This is a genomic window from Neobacillus driksii (genome assembly GCF_013409995.1).
GTDB classification, from domain to species: Bacteria; Bacillota; Bacilli; order Bacillales; family Cytobacillaceae; genus Neobacillus; species Neobacillus driksii.
Genome location: NZ_JACCBX010000006.1, coordinates 166246 through 183695, shown reverse-complemented (window position 1 = coordinate 183695; position 17450 = coordinate 166246). Strand labels below are relative to the sequence as shown.

Sequence of the window (17450 nt, the reverse complement as noted above, 5' to 3'; positions counted from 1 at the left end):
TGTTTTGTCACCAATGTTTGTTTCACCAATTAATAACAACCGTGTTTGTTGCTACTATGTTATCCTTTTATATTTGTTTCTGAGTTTGCTTTGGTTTGTTTGTTTTTGAAGTGGTAGGATACGTAGCATATTACTAGGAATCCTAGACCGATTAGCAGTCCTATTAGTTGTGTTGGATCAAAGGCAAGGAATATAAGTATGGAAACGCAGAATACGATACAGATCAATGGGATTAACGGGTACAATGGGACTTTGTATTGCAGGTCCTCTAATTTCCCACCGCCCTGTAAATATTTACGACGGAACATCAACTGAGAGAGAGCAATTCCGATCCAAGAGATGGTCACGGATATTCCAGCAACAGACATCAGAAGAACAAAAACAGTATCTGCGGCAATAACACTTGTCAGTAGTGATAATAGTGAGAATATCATCGTAAAGACTAGAGCTGTAAATGGAACCTTCCGTTTTGAAAGTTTCCCAAACCGTTTTGGTGCCATTCCCTCATGAGCCATGGCCCACAAAAGACGGGTTGAAGCGTAAATACAAGAGTTACCTACAGATAATATCGCTGTCAGGATTACAAAGTTCATAATATCCGGTGCAAATGGAATTCCAGCCAAATCCATTAAAGTAACGAATGGACTTTCTAGTAAACCGAGTTCCTCGGATGGAAAGATTGCTGATAAAATAATTATAGAGGCCAAATAAAAGACAATAATTCTAAATAACACGTTGCGAATGGCACGAGGTATATTCTTAGAAGGTTCCTCGCTCTCTCCGGCAGCAATCCCGATTAATTCAGATCCTTGATAGGAAAAGATCACATTCATCATCGTGACAAAAAGAATCGCAATCCCAGCCGGGAATAAACCTGATGGAGCTAGATTATCTAATAGTGGAGCAGGTCTGTCTTCAAGAGGAATAATACCAAAGATGGCCCCGGCACCTATAATGATAAAAAAGATGACAGCAATTACCTTGATACCCGCAAACCAGTATTCTGCCTCGGCGAAACCTCTTGTTGTTAAAGCATTAATCCCGAATAACAACAATATAAACAACGCACACCATATCCAGACGTAAACATCTGGGAACCACCTCTGCATCAGAATACCTGCCGCGGTAAATTCAACACCAGCTGTAGTAGCGGACCCGATAAAATACATCCATCCTAAAGAAAACCCGGCAGAAGGACTAATGAATTTACTGGCATATGTTTGAAAAGAACCTGTTACAGGCATATAGACAGCTAGCTCTCCTAGGCAGACCATCACTAGGTACAAAATGATACCGCCAAACAGATAACCAACTAGAGCACCGCCTGCTCCTGATTGATTAATTGTATAACCGGCATTTAAAAACAATCCCGTACCAATAACTCCCCCTAATGAAAGCATAAATAAATGCCTGCGCTTCATGGAACGATTTAATTGATTTTCCTGACTTACCTGATTAACTGGTTCCATTCCCTCTCCCACCCCTCTTAAAATAGCTGTAACCCTTTTTTATTAAAATCGTAGTGACAAGCAGCTTAATCCGCCATCCTGTTTACGGAATTCAGACATTTCAAGTTCAATAGTGTGGAAGCCGGCCGTATTTATTTTTTGTTTTGTTACTGGATAACCTGCAGGGATGATGACATAGTCATTCACACGGATACAATTTGCAGCGTATTCCTCTTCAGGTGGAACAACTATTTTTTGATATTGGTTAAACTCCGGATGATTAATAAATTCTCCTGCGACTACAATCGTTTGATTCCCTAAATAAGCAATACCTGTTTTTAGATGAAAGAATTTATCTAACTCAACAATGGTGCCTTTGTAACCTTCCAATTCAAGGATCGTTTTTAGTTGCATCGCACCATCATGGTTCGTTCTAGCTGAAATTCCTATATAAAAATGGTCCTCAATCTGCAGGATATCTCCTCCATCAAGAGTTCCTGGAGACATAATAGTATAAATAGTTTCATAGAAAGACTTGAGTATAGGTTCCATTTCTTGGATTTCACCATTACGGGAAATTGCCCCAGGATTCGAAATCACTGCGAAATTAGGTGTCAATACCGCTGTATCTTCCACGAATGTAGAATCTGGAAATTCTATATTACTAGGAAGGATCTTTACCGTTGTTCCGCATTTTTTCAACGCCTCTATATAGGCCTGGTGTTGTTCTAACGCTAATTCGAAGTTTGGCCTTCCTAAGTCAGAAGTGGTTAAGCCACCAACATAGCTTTCACCTGGTATTTTTACAATTGTATTGTTAAACATCACATTTTTCTGCTTGTTTACCCTCTCACTACTGGACATGTTAGACATGTTGGACCCCCCGTTCCTAAATAAGAAATTTCATTTCCCTCATATTCATAAACAGTTGCGCCTGCTTCAAGTAATTGCTCCTTTGTTGATGGATTACCTGAAACCATTACACAGACTCTTGGCGCTAATGCAAGAACATTGCAGCCAAGACGGTGATACTCGTCACCGGGCACCTCTATTAATTGAAAATCTCGCTTGATTAACAGCTGCCGAAGAAATACCGGCATAAGCCTTGAATAAACCACTGCCAGGTTTTCGTCGACGATACTAATAATGGACATGAGATGAAGACATTCTTCTTCCCCCTGGTCGTGAGGCAATTGAACAACAACGAATTCGTCTACCAACTCTTTTGTCATCTCCTGGATTTGTCTAATGGCCTCATCATTCGTCCGATAACCACGGCCAATCAATAAGGTCCGATCATCGAGCCATACTATGTCTCCTCCATCAGCCATCGCGTCCCCTCTCAGTTCTCCTAATATAGGAATCTTCTTTTCTTGTAAATATTGTTTATAAGCCTCAGCCTCTGGTTGTCGTAATTTTTTCCCAGACTTTAAAATAATTGCCCCTTGTTTCGTAAATTTTACAGGATCATGGGCATAAAGGGAGTCTAATCCAACAGTCTCTGCCGTAGGTAAAAATTCAATTTCAGTCACATGTTCCTTAATAATCGAAAGAAACTGTTCAAATTCATCTTGTGCCTTAATGAAATCTGGTTCATTCATGTAGTTAAATCTTTTCCATTCATTCCCCAAATGTTCTTGACTGATAAAAGCATCCTTTGGATGTTTTAAAATCACCTTGTTAAGATTTTTGTACATCGATGATAACAAATTTTTTAACCCCCTTTTCCGCATAGTGGAAAACCTTTTCTTTTAATGGAAACTTATAATATGATATTATTAAAATTAGGAATACTTGTCAATTAATTTTGAATTTACTGAAAAATTAATTATTCCTTTCTTTATCTAGTTCATAAACATAATGATTGGGGTTGAATAAATTGCAGACAATTGACCGAGCTATGCAAGTAATTAAAGTTCTAGCGCATAGCGATACTAAAAATTGGTTCTCGATTACAGATTTATCAAAGGAGTGTGACTTGCCTGTAAGCACTATGCATCGTCTTCTACAATCCATGATCAAACATGGATTAATTCAGCAGGATCCGAATCTTAAACTCTATTCATTGGGGTATTCCTGGCTGGAATATGGCTTACAAATGTATGATACCTTTGATTTTGTCGGGCTGATCCGTCCTGAAATGGAGTCATTAATGCATGAAGTGGAGGAGAGTGTTTATTTCAGTAAGCCAATTGGCTTGGAAGCTTTAGTTGTCGAAAGAATTGATTGCCCGCATAATCCAATCCGGATTTATGACCAGTTGGGAATTAGAATCCCAATGAATATCGGGGCTGCCAATAAAGTCATGCTGGCCCATATGAATAGGGGCGAGGCTTTAAAAATCATAAGTGAGTTAGTACCGAAACAAGAAATGGATTCGTTTTTACAACAACTAAACACCATTCAGCAAAAAGGTTTTGGAGAAAGCCACGGAGAAAAAACCAAAGGCACCTCCTCTGTCGCCGCTCCCATATTCAATCACTCCAACGAATTAATAGGAGCATTAAGTATTGGTTACGTTGATATCAACCAAACAGATGAAAAAAAACAGTTATTAATTGAAAGAGTTATTCAATACGGCTTGCGGATATCAGCCAAACTAGGCAATAAACTTTATATCCATACGAAAAAAAACATTAAGGAAACATAAATAAAGCCCAGTGAAAACTCATTACTTGGAGTGAATCTTTTAAGTATAAGTCAAGTAATTGGCAGGCGAACTTAACACTAATTTTTTTTATTCGCCGCAGACTTGTCAAAGCACCCAATGAGCGGGTGCCTTTTTTCTATGGTTCAATTTTCCTTGTTACTTTGTTATCTACACTAGCGAATTCCGTTCCATATTTGCCTGAAGACCCAGCTTGGTGTCGAGACGCCTCCGCTTGATTAGCAAGTATTTCAGCCTCTGATGAACGACTTTTCTTTTTGTTATCTGCCATTTACAATCACCTCCAGAATATTAATGTAACCAATCATTTCAAAGTTTATCTTTATATTCATCAGCTGTGATTCTATTAAGGCGAGATTGCATGCAAAATTAAAGGACATTGTGCAATGAACATGTAAAAGGCACCTTCCTACGCGGAAGGTGCCAGTTTTTCATCAATTAACAGATTGGAACTTCATTTTAGTAATGGATGTATTCGCTTTCAGAACAGAACTTCATTAAACTTAAATCCTTATTGAATAATTAGTCTGAATTTCCATTGGTAACCCGACGTAATTTTCGGCTAGACTGGTTGCCGCAGCCTGTGAAGAAGTCACATAATCTAACTCAGCAAGTTGGATATTATGTTCAAAAGAGCTATGTTCAAAGTTTCGATGCAGCATGGTCGTCATCCAATAGGAGAATCTTTGAGCTTTCCAAATACGGCGGAGACAAATTTCCGAATAACGAGTAAGAGTATCCTCCTCACCGGAATGATAATATTCACTCAAGCCCCTTGCCAATACTTGAACGTCGGCTGCTGCTAAATTTAGACCTTTCGCACCTGTTGGAGGAACAATATGAGCGGCGTCTCCCGCGAGGAATAGATTCCCATAGTGCATTGTTTCGCACACGAAGCTTCGCATAGAAACAATATTTTTTTGAATAATCGGTCCATCCAGGATGCTCCAGCCATCCATGTCTAACCTTGCATGAAGTTCCGACCAAATACGATCATCTGACCAATTCGTAATATCATCCTTTGGATCTACTTGGATATAATGCCGCTGGATTTCAGGCGACCTTGTGCTTATTAACGCGAATCCTCTTTCATGATTAGAATAAATTAATTCAGGATTGACCTGTGGTGTTTTGGCTAGTATCCCAAGCCAGCCAAAGGGATATATTTTTTGTTTTTCAACCCGTAGGTTTGCCGGGATTGCCTGACGGCTCGGTCCATGGAACCCATCACATCCTGCAATAAAATCGCAATTTAATTCTTCATAATCTGTCCCATTTTCAAGCTGAAACCGGATTAAAGGAGATGATGTTTCGATTTGATGCAGGCTGACATCCTTAACATTAAAATAAATCTTTGCACCTGCTTCAAGACGTGCTGCAACTAAATCTTTAATGACCTCATGCTGGGCATAAACGGTAATCTTTTTCCCACCGGTAAGTTCATGCATATCGATTCGATGTCTTCTGCCATTGAATTGTAATTCTATTCCATGGTGGGCATGCCCTTCCTTCATCATGCGGGCACCGACACCTGTTGCATTCAATAAATCGACTGTTCCTTGCTCTAATACACCTGCACGAATTGTTCCTTCTATTTCTTCCCGTGAGCGAGATTCTAGAATGATAGAATCAATCCCTTGCAGATGCAATAAATGTGACAACAAAAGTCCTGCAGGACCTGCTCCAATTATTCCTACTTGCGTATGCATATTTTCCCCTCCTATCCAAAGTTATTTAGCAAATTGTGTTTCTTCCGTCGTTTCAGGGAGTGTAACTACTTTTTTTCCAAATGTTATAACAGCATTCCAGCTGCCGGATGATTGACCATCTGCTAAATAGGCAGGCTCCCAGCCTTCCTCTATCATACTGAACAACATGGCAAGGTGACGTCCTCCTGACTCTACCCTGGCATGCCTCGCATATTCAGGCAGCATTTCATAAGCTGCTTGATAATTCTTATTCATCATAAATTCAATAAATTGTTTATCCATCGCATGTTCCGTAACCGTCGGCGTATTGTGTCTGCCGCGGACTAAATTATGAGACAATGCACCGCTGGAAACAAACACAACCTTCTTATCCGTCTCTCGTAAAACTTTGGCAATTGTTTGCCCCCATTTATATGTTTCTTCTAAATTGGCTGCCAAGGTGACAGATAAATTAATTACCGGAATATCTTCATTCGGTACCAAGTATCGTAAAGGAACAACACTGCCATAATCCCAAAGATAATAGGGATCATTCACCCCTTGAACCTGTAATCCAGCTTCTTCACCAGCTTTTACTAATTTATTGGCTAAGTCTTCATCACCGGGATAATGATAAGCCACATCCTTTATTAAATCAGGTGCTTCAAATGCAGTAAGGATTCCTTTATGAATAGGAGTGCAGTCTACATAATGGAAGAAAGTAGAAGGCCAATGACAGGAAACCAATACAATTACATCTGGATTTATTTCCTTCAGCTGTTTCCCAATTTCTTTCATTGAAGCAGCCATATCCTTTTGGAATTCCGGTACTAAATCCTCATGACACATACTCGGAACGTGAGGAGCCAACATACTAAATTCAATCGTCATCATAAAACCCCCTTAAACAATTTTTCATTCCTAGAAAGCTTTACTACTAGATTAGCGTCGGTCAATATAGGAGCTTTATAGTTACCCAAATCCTTTTTACCGCTTCTCTTCGGTCACTATGGGGTTTCTATAATGATCCAAATTCTTTTTCAAGCTTCCCTTAGGGCACTATAAAGATCTAAGTTACTTTTTCTAAAAAGAATCACTCTTAGCATGGAGGTATCAACCGCCATGCTAAGGTCATTTGTTTATTTTTCTACAGGCTCTCCAGCTTTTCCCCAATGTGTCTTAGGGATCTCTGTTACGATTACTCTTATATTCTCTTTCGGAGCATCCAAAGTTTCAGAAACTGTATTCGTTACATTGCGAATTAATTCTGCTACTTTTTCTTTTGGTCTTCCTTCCATCATTTGCACTTGAATAATAGGCATGAAAATCCCCTCTATTTACAATTTTCTAATCAGTTACAGTAAATGATACTTCGCCAAAACCATCAAATTTTCCGGTTACGATATCGCCAAAGTTCAACTTAACAGCAGCCGTAATGCCGCCAGTTAGTATGACGTCACCCTTACGAACCTTGTCACCCTTCCTTGCCAGCATATTTGCCAGCATCGCGACAGAATGGGCGGGGTGTCCTAGGACAGCAGCTCCTGCACCCAATTCCTTTATTTCACCATTAATCGAAAGCGTCGCGCCGACAAGGTCCAGTTCAAATTGTTCCGGTTTTTTCAAAGATGTCCCAAACACAACTCGTGATGTTGAGGCATTGTCAGCAATAACATCCGGCAACGTAAACTGGAAGTTTTCATAACGGCTGTCGATGATTTCCAATGCCGGAAGAACATACTCCGTCTTCGCGAGAACCTGCGCCCCTGTTATTCCCGGACCTTCAAGATCTTCCCCCATCACAAAAGCAACTTCTGCCTCTACTTTCGGATGAATCACATCACTTAAGCGGACTTTGCCGCCATTTTCGATCAACATATAATCAAACACATATCCATAAATAGGCTCTTCAATGCCCATTTGCTTCATCTTGGCAAAGCTGGTTAAACCCATCTTAGGACCGACGATTCTTCTTCCTTCACTTAATTTGCGGTTTACGATTTCTTGTTGAACAAGATAGGCTTCCTCCACCGTCAAATCCGGCTTCAGGCTCACAGTAACCTTCGGAACTTCACGCCTTTCTTCCTCCGCTGAAACGAGGTAATTGGCAATTTCCTTATATTGACTCATTAAAAATTCTCCTCCGTTCTAAAAATGGACACTTACCTGCCCAATGTGTGCGAATCTTGCCGTAAATGTATCTCCAGCACGCGCTTCTACCGCTGCCGATAAGGCTCCTGAGAGAATCACTTCACCAGCGCGCAATGGAATATCAAATTCTGACAGCTTATTGGCGAGCCAAGCAACACAATTTGCTGGATTGCCTAATGCGGCCGCTCCAACTCCTGTATTGACTAACTCACCATTTTTATAAAAAGCCATTCCGATTAGTTCAAGATTAGCGTCTTCAACCTTAACCGGCTTGCCTCCAAGAACATAAAACCCAGACGAAGCATTATCTGCAACTGTATCTGCTAGCTTTATCTTCCAATCCTTTACTCTACTATCGACGATTTCAAGCGCTGGAACAATATACTCGGTTGCCTGAAGAACATCTAGAGCAGTAAGATTCGGTCCACGTAATTCCTTTTTTAAAATAAAGGCAATCTCCGCTTCTACCTTTGGCTGTAACACTTTATCGGTGGAAATAAGACCTCCGTTTTCAACCACCATGCTGTCTAATAGGTGTCCATAATCCGGCTCATCCACACCTAATAGATTCTGCATGGCAAGGGAAGTTAGTCCGATTTTTTTTCCTACGATTTTCTGTCCCTGTTCTACCTTTTTCTTTATATTTTCTAGCTGAACATAATAGGCTTCCTTTAGGGTCAGCTCAGAATCAATGGAAGTAAGCGGTACAATTCCAACTCGAGTGGACTCTGCTTCCGCCAGGTTTCTTGCAAACTCTTCTATTTTACTTGTCAAATGTCTTACACCCTTTCTACAGTTTAATCGTTATATTTGATAATTCTGAGTAGAAATCAATGCTATGCATGCCGCCAGTTCTTCCGATACCGCTATTTTTCATTCCGCCGAATGGGGTACGAAGATCGCGTAAGAACCAAGTATTGACCCAGATAATTCCTGCTTCAATTTGATGAGCAACACGGTGGGCACGTCTTAAATCATTGGTCCAGATGGTCGCACTTAATCCATAATGGCTATCGTTTGCTTGCACGATCACTTCTTCTTCCATATCAAATGGCATTACCGTCACGACAGGTCCAAATATTTCTTCACGAACACAACGGGAATTGCGGTCCAAACCAGTAATAATCGTTGGCTCTAAATAATAACCTTTCTCGAATCCTTCTGGACGTTTACCGCCTGTAAGAATGTTCGCACCATCATTTCGAGCAATCTCAATATAGCTATTTACACGATCATAATGTTCCTTACTGATTAATGCGCCAACCTTTGTATCTTCATTTTCCGGTTGACCAACTTTTAGTGTTTTTACTTTTTCAACAAATTTCTTTAAAAATTCTTCATAGGCTGGGCGTTCCACATAAATACGTGAACCGCATAAGCAAACTTCACCTTGGTTAATAAAACTGGATTTAATCGTCGTTTCAACGACTTCATCAAGGTCTGAGTCGGCAAAAATAATATTTGGATTTTTACCGCCTAATTCAAACGATAGTTTTTTCAATGAACTGGATGCTGCTTTCATAATCGCAGAACCTGTTCCTGGTTCACCAATAAATGAAATTGCATCGATATCTGGATGTTCTGAAATCGCTCCGCCTGCAGAATTTGGACCAAACCCATGTACAAGATTGACAACACCATCTGGTACTCCAGCTTCCTTACAAATCTCCATTAACACTGTTGCTGTCATTGGCGTCCATTCAGCTGGCTTAATCACAGCTGTGTTCCCCATCGCAAGACAAGGTGCTAATTTCCAAGTAAGTAATAGTAATGGCAGGTTCCAAGGTTTAATAATGCCAACAACCCCAACAGGACGGCGGTACGAATAATGAATCGCCTGGTCATCCTGTTGATTGGCATCCGTGTTAACAGAAATCATATAATCGGCAAAAAAGTGGAAGTTGTACGCGGCACGCGGGATATCGACGCTATTTGCCAGCCAAAATGGTTTGCCGGTATCCAATGATTCTAAACGGGCTAATTCTTCTTGTCTTTCCAAAATTAAATCACCGATTCGACGAAGAATTTTTGAACGTTCTCCAGTTGTGATATTTTTCCACTTTCCGGTTAATGCTCTGCGTGCAGCTGCTACTGCATAATCTACTTCTTCTTTTCCACCTTCAGCAACCGTTCCTAACACTTCTTCTGTGGCTGGGTTAATATTTTCGAATGATTTTTTATTTTGAGATTCAACGAACTGCCCATTAATGAAGTGTAAGCAATTAATCGCTTTTACTTTTGTTTCTACTTGCATGTCCTGATTCCTCCTAATTGGAAAAATTTTATTAATATTCACAATTTGATGGTAACGCTTCCCAGTTTCACATACAACGCTCGTGTTGCTCTATATGCAACAAGTATGAAGAATTTTAAAATAAATTTTAATAGTTCAAATTATTTTAATTTTCCCTTTTCTTTTAAAAAACTTTCTGCTATATTGCGTACTATAGAACAACATTGTTTTCTATTTTGAAACAAGGATGTGAGTCACTTGGAACTTAAAAATCAAGAGGATCAATATCTTTCCTCTGTTAAGAATGCGCTAAGAATATTAAAAAGCTTTACGATGGATGAGCCTGAAAAAAAAGTTAGTGATATTTCGACCTCACTTGGACTTAATAAAAGCACGGTTAGCCGAACGATGGCAACACTGGCTAGTGAAGGCTTTGTTCACAAAGACCCTGAAACGAAAAAATATAGTCTTGGCCTCTCACTTCTATCGTTAAGCAGTATCGTTAATAGTAATACAGATGTTTACCGAGAATCTTACCCAGTTTTAAACCGGCTTGTTGAAAACCTTGGTGAAACCGCTCATATTTCTGTTATAGATAAACTAGAAGTTATTTATTTACAAAAAGTAGAATGTAATCATCCCGTAAGATTCTTAACCCATGTTGGCCGAAGAAATCCTCCACACTGTACAAGCTCTGGTAAAGTGCTGCTTGCCTATGCAGATGAGGAACTGGTTAACGCAGTCCTCGAACAAGGCTTAGAAAAATACACAAAAAATACGATTACAGACCCCATTAAACTCCTTGCTAATTTAAAAGAAATTAAGAAAAATGGTTATTCTACTAGTTTTGAAGAGCTAAATGAAGGAGTGAATTCCATTGCTGCACCCGTTTACGATTATAGAGGTAAAGTGATTGCAGCCTTGTCAGTTGTCGGGCCGAAACAAAGAATTCAATCTCATAAGGTTCAAGGTTTTGCCAAGAAAATAATAGCCGCGGCAAAGGAAGTCTCTGATCGAATGGGATACAGAGGCTAATTTTATAAAAAGGAGCTTATCATATGCATGACTTTCATACTCATTTTATCCCATCTGATGTTATTACCTGGCTAAAGGATAACAAGAAAAAAGTAAATGCCAAATGGATTCGAAAAGAAGAAAACAAAGATGAGTTTTTATTTATAAACGAAAAATGGGGCTTTGAACTAAAAAAAGCCTTTACTGACAGTGAAATCTATTTAACCGAACAAGAGAGCGCCGGCGTAATTCATTCTGTCGTTTCTCCTATCCCACAGCTTTTCCTTTATGATTTTCCTGATGAAATTGCAACCGATATTTCAAACGTTTACAATCATTCATTGGCACAGTGGTCTAAATCAGCATCCCAGAGAATCTCAGCATTAGGCACCGTACCCCTTACGAACCCAGACAAAGCAGCCCAAGTCTTACAAAATGCCATGAATCTCGGATTAAAAGGAGTCATTATCGGTCCTGGCCTTCCTGGTCAGATGTTATCAGATGATTATTTCACACCATTTTTTGAAGAAGCAAATCGCCAAAAAGCAATCGTCTTTATCCATCCATTGTTGTGTGAAGACCCTCGATTAAATAGAAGAATGATGCCCAATTTAATTGGGGTGCCCTGGGAAACGACTGTTTGTGCGACGGATCTTTTATTAAGCGGACAAATTGACAGATACCCAAACGTAAGAATCCTTTTTGCCCATGGCGGAGGTTTCTTACCTTATCAGATTGGCCGGCTGGACAAAGGGTATGAGCAGTGGAAACTTGTATCCTCCAACCTTACTGCACACCCGTCTGAATACTTGAAACGCTTTTGGTATGATACTGTATTGTGGAATAAAGAAAGTCTCGAATTCCTGGTAAAAGCAGTTGGTGCAGACAGAGTTGTTCCAGGATCTGATTATCCATTCGACCTTTCTGTATGGCCGCCTGAAGGAAAATTCCTAAACGGCGTAAATTCTTTATTAGATAGATAAAATGAATGACTAAAGGCACTGGAATAGATAAATTCTGGTGCCTTTAGTCGTTCATAGACTTCTAGTTTAGATAGTGGTGTTGATAGCAGAATCTTCTGAAATCTTAGGCGAAACTTTTACTGGTGCAGTTTCCTTAAGTAGGAACGATAATAAGAAGAAAATTATAAAAAGTATAGGGCAGTATGATTTATTAGAGAAATATACAATTTCGTTTACAGTGATATCAATACTATATATATTCAAATCATTTATAGAGTCGCTTTAATCTAATATAGCTACTGCACGGGTCCAGCCTCCGCTTGCACCCTTAATTTTCACTGGGAAAACCGAAACCTTAAATCCATATGGTGGTAATTGATCCAAGTTTGCTAGTTTTTCAATTTGGCAATATTCTTTCTCTTTACCAGCATAATGAGCTGCCCAAAGTACACCTGGGCGTGGATTTTCCTTATAATCCGCTGCTTGAATGGACAGTGGAGTATCCCAGCCCCAGCCGTCTGTCCCCATCACTTTTATGCCTTGATCAATTAGCCAAAGAGTGGCCTCAGCCGATACCCCTACATGTATTTCACTATAATTGGGTTCGTATCTATTTTTATACGCATCACAGCGAATCATCACAATATCAAACGGCTTTAATTGATATTCTATTTTTTGTAATTTTTCCTGAAGGTCCGAAATGGTTACTGCATAACCAGCAGGCTTGTCGGTAAAGTCAAGTACAACCCCATCATTGAAAAACCATTCAAGTGGGAGCTCATCGATGGTCCTTGCAGGTTTCCCTTCTGCTGTTGGCCAATAATGCCATGGTGCATCGACATGGGTGCCGGCATGGCTTGTTAGAGACAGAAACTCCCCGGCAAGTCCCTTTCGCTCTGGAAAATCATTCGGTGTGACACCAACCAGCTTTGCTCCAAATTCAGCACCCTCTTCATGCGTTTCATATCGGATTGAAAATGGAAGTGGATCTTTTAACTCTTCTTCGATTGAAACACTTAAATCTATTATTTTAGACATACGTCGCCCTCCGTTTTTGTTAGCTATTTATTAATGAGGATTTTGTTCTACTATGCAAATGCACCGCCATCAACCGGCATGGCATGGCCGGTAATAAAAGACGATTCATTCGAACTCAACCACAAAATGACATCGGCTACCTCTTTAGGCTGACCCATCCTCATCATCGCCTGCTCATTTGTAAACTTTTCTCTTAATTCCTGGTTACTTCTTAAATTCAAACGGCCATCCATAATCATCGGTGTGTCAATTGCGGTTGGACAAACAGCATTCACGCGAATATGTTTCGTTGCATATTCAAGTGCGGCTGTTTTCGTTAACCCAATCACGCCATGCTTCGTGGCTGAATAAGGAACATTATTGGGATGTCCTTTTAAGCCGGCAGCAGAGGAAACATTAACAATTGTTCCTCCACCTTGTTTCAGCATTTGGTTTAATTGGGCTTTTACGGAATACCACATGCCGGTGAGATTCACCGCTAACACTTGATGCCAGCGATCCTCCGGATACTCATGTGTTGGAATACTTACACCACCCGTTATCCCTGCACAATTTACCGCATGATCCAGCCGTCCAAAATGCTCCACAGCTGCTTGAACCATCGCATCCCCATCAGCACTTTTTGAAACATCACTTTTAATAAAAAACGCATCTCCACCAATTGATTCAATAGAAGCTAAGGTTTGCTGCCCACCTTCATCATTAATGTCAGCTACGATAACTTTTGCTCCTTCCATTGCAAAAGAAATTGCTGTTTCCTGTCCGATTCCTGAACCCGCACCACTGACTAAGCAAACCTTACCTTCAAATCTTTTGGGCATTGAGTCTCCCCCTCATACAAGATAAAATGAGACCTTACCAATTAAGCATTTATGCCGATTGATGTAGTACGTTTTTTTCATGGGGCCTTTACCTGTCAAATTTTGAACAGATTGGGCTTCATGAACCCCTCATGAGGACCATTTCTACGAAACTCCCGTGATGTTGGGTCTCATGAGCCTTCCATGAGGACCATTTTTATCAAATCTCCAATATATTGGACCTCATAAGCCTTCCATGAGGACCAATTCTATCAAATTCCCCTATTCTTCCCCACCTACCATCTCCTACAATTAAACAATCCTGCTTTTTAATACGCCAAGTCCCGTAATTTCCAATTCTACTTCATCACCAGGCTCAAGCCAGCGGTACTTGTCAGTTCCCAATTCTAAAACGCAGCCAAACCCGACGGTTCCTGAGCCGATGATGTCGCCGGGATACAAGGTGACGTCCTCGGAAGCCCGCTCGATCATTTGACCGAATGAATAGTAAATGTTTTTAAAATTCCCATGTGACCACTTTTCTCCGTTTACCTTAGCCGTCATTTCCAGGTCAAAGACATCATCAATTTTATATGGCTCCAATTCATCTTTTGTAACAATCCATGGACCTATAGAAGTAGCAAAATCTTTTCCCTTTGCTGGACCGAGTAAAACCTTCATTTCCTGAGCCTGCAAGTCTCGGGCAGACCAATCATTCAAAATCGTATATCCGAAAATATACTCCTCAGCTTCACTTGCTTTAATGTTTTTCCCTTCTTTTCCGATGATACAAGCCATTTCTAATTCATAATCCAATTTCACACACTTCTTAGGTCTTGCCACATCTTCACCGGGTCCCCTCATGACATTCGGGTTTGAAAAATAAAAGATTGGTACTTCATACCATTCTGGGGCAACCGTGTTTCCATGTGTTGCGGCTGCGTTTTTTACATGTGTTTCAAATGCAACATAATCCCGGAACGTGCATGGATTTGGCAGCGGCGCAAGCAATTCTACTTCTTCAATTGAGTAGGTTGGATGAACCTTTTTTTCTATTGATTGGATAACTGGCATATAGGCACCTTGGTGTTCCAGCAATTCGCGAATACTAGCTGGTAATTTCCCTTGACTAGCAAGCTGCATATCCACTACTTCCTCGCCGCGCAGCCATCCAGCACGTTGTTCACCTTTTGGATTTCGAAAAGTAATAAATTTCATATTCCACATCTCCTAATCTATTAAAACTAATAAAGGACATCTACTTAGACGTCCTTTATTACGTTCATTGAACCTCTAAAAAATGATAGATTTAAGCTTTTTCTTTGATACTATCAAACTGTGCAGATTCAAAAATATTGACTTCATCCCACGCATCGTTCGGATTTTCCTCCACCTTCCACATCTTAGGACCGTAATCTGGGGCAAAGTACAGTGGAGAACCGCCATAGATTTCAATCCGATTGCCGCCTGGTTCAATCGCATATGTCGTAAACGCCTCACCTACAGCATGTTTAAATGGTTTCATCTCTAACCTGTAACCGTTATCAACAACGTAATCAGCAGTCTCAAGCACTTGATCTCGATTTTCCACTGCAAAACATAAATGGTTCAGCTGTCCATGTTCCTTCCTAAAATCAGCAAATAAGGCAATTTCATGTGATAAGCTTGAAACAGCTAGTAAAGAACCAACCTCTGTACCATTAGGAATAACAATTCCTTCATTGTGTTTAAAACCTAACTCTTTATAGAAATTTGTGTGACGTGTTACATCACTCGTCCATAGTGTCACATGGTCTAATCGTCTTACAGAGGCGCCGCGGCTTGGATTTTTTTGCGGACGCGATCTCCATTTACTTTTCAGATGATCTGGGATTTCAGCTAGCTCTACATCCCAAAAAATTTCTTCTAAATGTCCATCTGGAGAGTAATATTGATAGGCTCTTCCATGTCCGAGGTCTCCATCAATCCAGCCTTTACCGCAACCCATGTTCTCGATGTATTGAACGGCATCCAGTAAATCTTCATCACTTTCCGCACGCCAGCTAATATGTCCAACCCCATTCGTTTTTGCTTCTGTTATCTTTAAACTGTGATGAAAAAACTCCCCCCATGCACGCATGTAAACAGATTGACCAATTCTACCGGATTCCTCCATTCCCAATATATCCTTGAAAAATTTTACAGACTCTTCTGGTTTTGGACTTAAAAGTTCCACGTGGGCTAATTGAGAGATAAAGTGATTTCTTTTTGGCATGATTTTTTTCCTCCTAATAAATGAAAATTATTTTTTTAAGCGTTCAATTGAAGTTTGAGCCAATCGTACATCTCGTAAGTCTCGGTAACGTTATCCACCTGGCAATGAGCGGAACCCGGATTGCTTTTAGCGACAACCTTCAACCATCTTGGGCAGGTTAAATCATTGTATAGATTGTAAGCATTCTCGACAGAGACCTGACGATCATCTTCACCATGAACAATGTAGGTTGGCATACTAATTTTTTCTGCTACCCCTCTAAGGTTAAAGAGGTCTAACTTTTTCCGTGCCTCTTCCATTGATTCGGTACCGACAACATGCTGAAGAATCTTTGCTAACGGATGGTTATCCGGGCGCCTTGCCCATACTGATTGATAATCATAAACAGCACCCCAAACGGCACATGCCTTGAATCGTGGTTCAAAGGCTGCTGATCTTGCTGCCATATATCCACCCATTGAAACAGCCATGATTCCAACTCGATTTGGATCGATATCAAGGTTTTCTGTAGCCCATTCATATGCAGCAGTACCTGCGACATTGTAATCGTAGCGAGATGAAATATGGTTTAACCTTAATGCTCCTCCTTGACCTGGACCATCAATTGCAAGGAGAGCAATTCCCCGTTCATTTAACAGCTGTGCAGGACCAAAATAAAGTTCCTCTGCAGTCGAATCAAGTCCGCCAAACATAATCACTAATGGTGATTCTTTTTTGCCTGGTACAGCGAAAAAGTATCCTGGCAGAAAAGAGTTTTCATAGGGAACTTGTACTGCCTTTGGCGGGTTTTCAAGCATCTCCGCTCCTTTTCTAAAGGATTCCACACCTTTTAAATAGGTTGGTATTTTTCTAGGATCATCCGGCTGAAGGAAAAACTCAGCGGTTCTGATATAGTTGGAAGCCCGCAAATAGGCCGCTCGGGCTGTTTCAATCTGTTCTTTGTCCTGGGCTTCATTTGCCACAGCAAGTGTCCGATTGCCAGCTCCCATCCATGCATAATGGAAACTATCCGTATCACCCAGCGTAATATTTCCGGCTGCTTCTAGAATTTCGTTCACTTCGCCGCCTCCAAAATGGGCTTGGCTAAACATCCTTACAATTTGATAAGACCACATATAATGTTCAGGAAAATAATGCCACATAATTACTACACTCCATACTCTTTATAATTTTTTGAGTCCTTACGTTGTTCTG

Annotated in this window: 18 protein-coding genes; 3 read left to right on the top strand and 15 right to left on the bottom strand. The window is 40.4% G+C overall.

Going from position 1 to position 17450, the window contains the following annotated elements; all coding sequences use genetic code 11:
- Nucleotides 1–59 precede the first annotated feature (59 nt).
- Genes F4694_RS15160 through F4694_RS15150 form a run of 3 tightly spaced genes read right to left on the bottom strand, consistent with a single transcriptional unit; the run spans nucleotide 60 to nucleotide 3145 of the window.
- Nucleotides 60–1469, bottom strand: a complete 1410-nt coding sequence (locus F4694_RS15160) for an amino acid permease (RefSeq protein WP_179599376.1) — start codon at nucleotides 1467–1469, stop codon at nucleotides 60–62.
- A gap of 42 nt (nucleotides 1470–1511) precedes the next feature.
- Nucleotides 1512–2321: a dimethylarginine dimethylaminohydrolase family protein gene (locus F4694_RS15155; protein ID WP_306458476.1), complete on the bottom strand. Its 810-nt coding sequence runs from the start codon at nucleotides 2319–2321 to the stop codon at nucleotides 1512–1514.
- Nucleotides 2291–3145 (bottom strand): dimethylarginine dimethylaminohydrolase family protein, encoded by an 855-nt coding sequence (locus tag F4694_RS15150; protein WP_179599731.1) that lies wholly within the window; start codon nucleotides 3143–3145, stop codon nucleotides 2291–2293. Before F4694_RS15150 ends, F4694_RS15155 begins: the two co-directional genes overlap by 31 nt.
- Nucleotides 3146–3327: 182 nt before the next feature.
- Between F4694_RS15150 and F4694_RS15145 the strand changes: the two genes are divergently transcribed.
- Nucleotides 3328–4098, top strand: coding sequence for an IclR family transcriptional regulator (locus tag F4694_RS15145; protein WP_179599374.1), 771 nt, complete (start codon nucleotides 3328–3330; stop codon nucleotides 4096–4098).
- A gap of 136 nt (nucleotides 4099–4234) precedes the next feature.
- Here F4694_RS15145 and F4694_RS15140 read toward each other — a convergent pair whose 3' ends face one another.
- From F4694_RS15140 to F4694_RS15110, 7 genes are all read right to left on the bottom strand, one after another.
- Nucleotides 4235–4387 carry a hypothetical protein gene (locus F4694_RS15140; RefSeq protein WP_179599372.1) on the bottom strand — a complete coding sequence of 51 codons (153 nt, stop codon included), beginning with the start codon at nucleotides 4385–4387 and terminating at the stop codon, nucleotides 4235–4237.
- 232 nt (nucleotides 4388–4619) lie between these two features.
- Nucleotides 4620–5825: a 4-hydroxybenzoate 3-monooxygenase gene (gene pobA / locus F4694_RS15135; protein ID WP_179599370.1), complete on the bottom strand. Its 1206-nt coding sequence runs from the start codon at nucleotides 5823–5825 to the stop codon at nucleotides 4620–4622.
- Nucleotides 5826–5846: 21 nt separating this feature from the next.
- Nucleotides 5847–6695 carry a DODA-type extradiol aromatic ring-opening family dioxygenase gene (locus F4694_RS15130; RefSeq protein WP_179599368.1) on the bottom strand — a complete coding sequence of 283 codons (849 nt, stop codon included), beginning with the start codon at nucleotides 6693–6695 and terminating at the stop codon, nucleotides 5847–5849.
- Between the two features lie 248 nt (nucleotides 6696–6943).
- Complete coding sequence (locus F4694_RS15125) at nucleotides 6944–7126, bottom strand: 4-oxalocrotonate tautomerase (RefSeq protein WP_179599365.1); 183 nt, start codon at nucleotides 7124–7126, stop codon at nucleotides 6944–6946.
- A 25-nt stretch (nucleotides 7127–7151) separates the two neighbouring features.
- Entirely contained in the window at nucleotides 7152–7934 is a 783-nt protein-coding gene (locus F4694_RS15120) for a 2-keto-4-pentenoate hydratase (protein ID WP_179599363.1), read from the bottom strand.
- 18 nt (nucleotides 7935–7952) lie between these two features.
- A complete protein-coding gene (locus F4694_RS15115) occupies nucleotides 7953–8729 on the bottom strand; it encodes a 2-keto-4-pentenoate hydratase (RefSeq protein WP_179599361.1) in 777 nt (258 codons plus the stop codon).
- A 16-nt stretch (nucleotides 8730–8745) separates the two neighbouring features.
- Entirely contained in the window at nucleotides 8746–10209 is a 1464-nt protein-coding gene (locus F4694_RS15110) for an aldehyde dehydrogenase (protein ID WP_179599352.1), read from the bottom strand.
- Nucleotides 10210–10446: 237 nt separating this feature from the next.
- On the opposite strand from F4694_RS15110, the gene F4694_RS15105 reads away from it, so the two are divergent.
- Nucleotides 10447–11223, top strand: a complete 777-nt coding sequence (locus F4694_RS15105; RefSeq protein WP_179599350.1) for an IclR family transcriptional regulator — start codon at nucleotides 10447–10449, stop codon at nucleotides 11221–11223.
- Nucleotides 11224–11246: 23 nt separating this feature from the next.
- Entirely contained in the window at nucleotides 11247–12185 is a 939-nt protein-coding gene (locus F4694_RS15100) for an amidohydrolase family protein (protein ID WP_179599348.1), read from the top strand.
- A 261-nt stretch (nucleotides 12186–12446) separates the two neighbouring features.
- Here the strand turns inward: F4694_RS15100 and F4694_RS15095 are convergent, their stop codons facing one another.
- From F4694_RS15095 to F4694_RS15075, 5 genes are all read right to left on the bottom strand, one after another.
- Nucleotides 12447–13202 (bottom strand): cyclase family protein, encoded by a 756-nt coding sequence (locus F4694_RS15095; RefSeq protein WP_179599346.1) that lies wholly within the window; start codon nucleotides 13200–13202, stop codon nucleotides 12447–12449.
- A 50-nt stretch (nucleotides 13203–13252) separates the two neighbouring features.
- The gene (locus F4694_RS15090) at nucleotides 13253–14023 is read right to left on the bottom strand and encodes an SDR family NAD(P)-dependent oxidoreductase (RefSeq protein ID WP_179599344.1); all 771 of its coding nucleotides are present in this window, start codon (nucleotides 14021–14023) and stop codon (nucleotides 13253–13255) included.
- A gap of 291 nt (nucleotides 14024–14314) precedes the next feature.
- On the bottom strand, nucleotides 14315–15220 hold the full coding sequence (locus F4694_RS15085; RefSeq protein ID WP_179599342.1) for a fumarylacetoacetate hydrolase family protein: 906 nt from the start codon (nucleotides 15218–15220) through the stop codon (nucleotides 14315–14317).
- A 91-nt stretch (nucleotides 15221–15311) separates the two neighbouring features.
- Nucleotides 15312–16256, bottom strand: coding sequence for a VOC family protein (locus F4694_RS15080; RefSeq protein WP_179599340.1), 945 nt, complete (start codon nucleotides 16254–16256; stop codon nucleotides 15312–15314).
- A gap of 35 nt (nucleotides 16257–16291) precedes the next feature.
- Nucleotides 16292–17398 carry an alpha/beta hydrolase family protein gene (locus F4694_RS15075; protein ID WP_179599338.1) on the bottom strand — a complete coding sequence of 369 codons (1107 nt, stop codon included), beginning with the start codon at nucleotides 17396–17398 and terminating at the stop codon, nucleotides 16292–16294.
- Nucleotides 17399–17450: the final 52 nt, after the last annotated feature.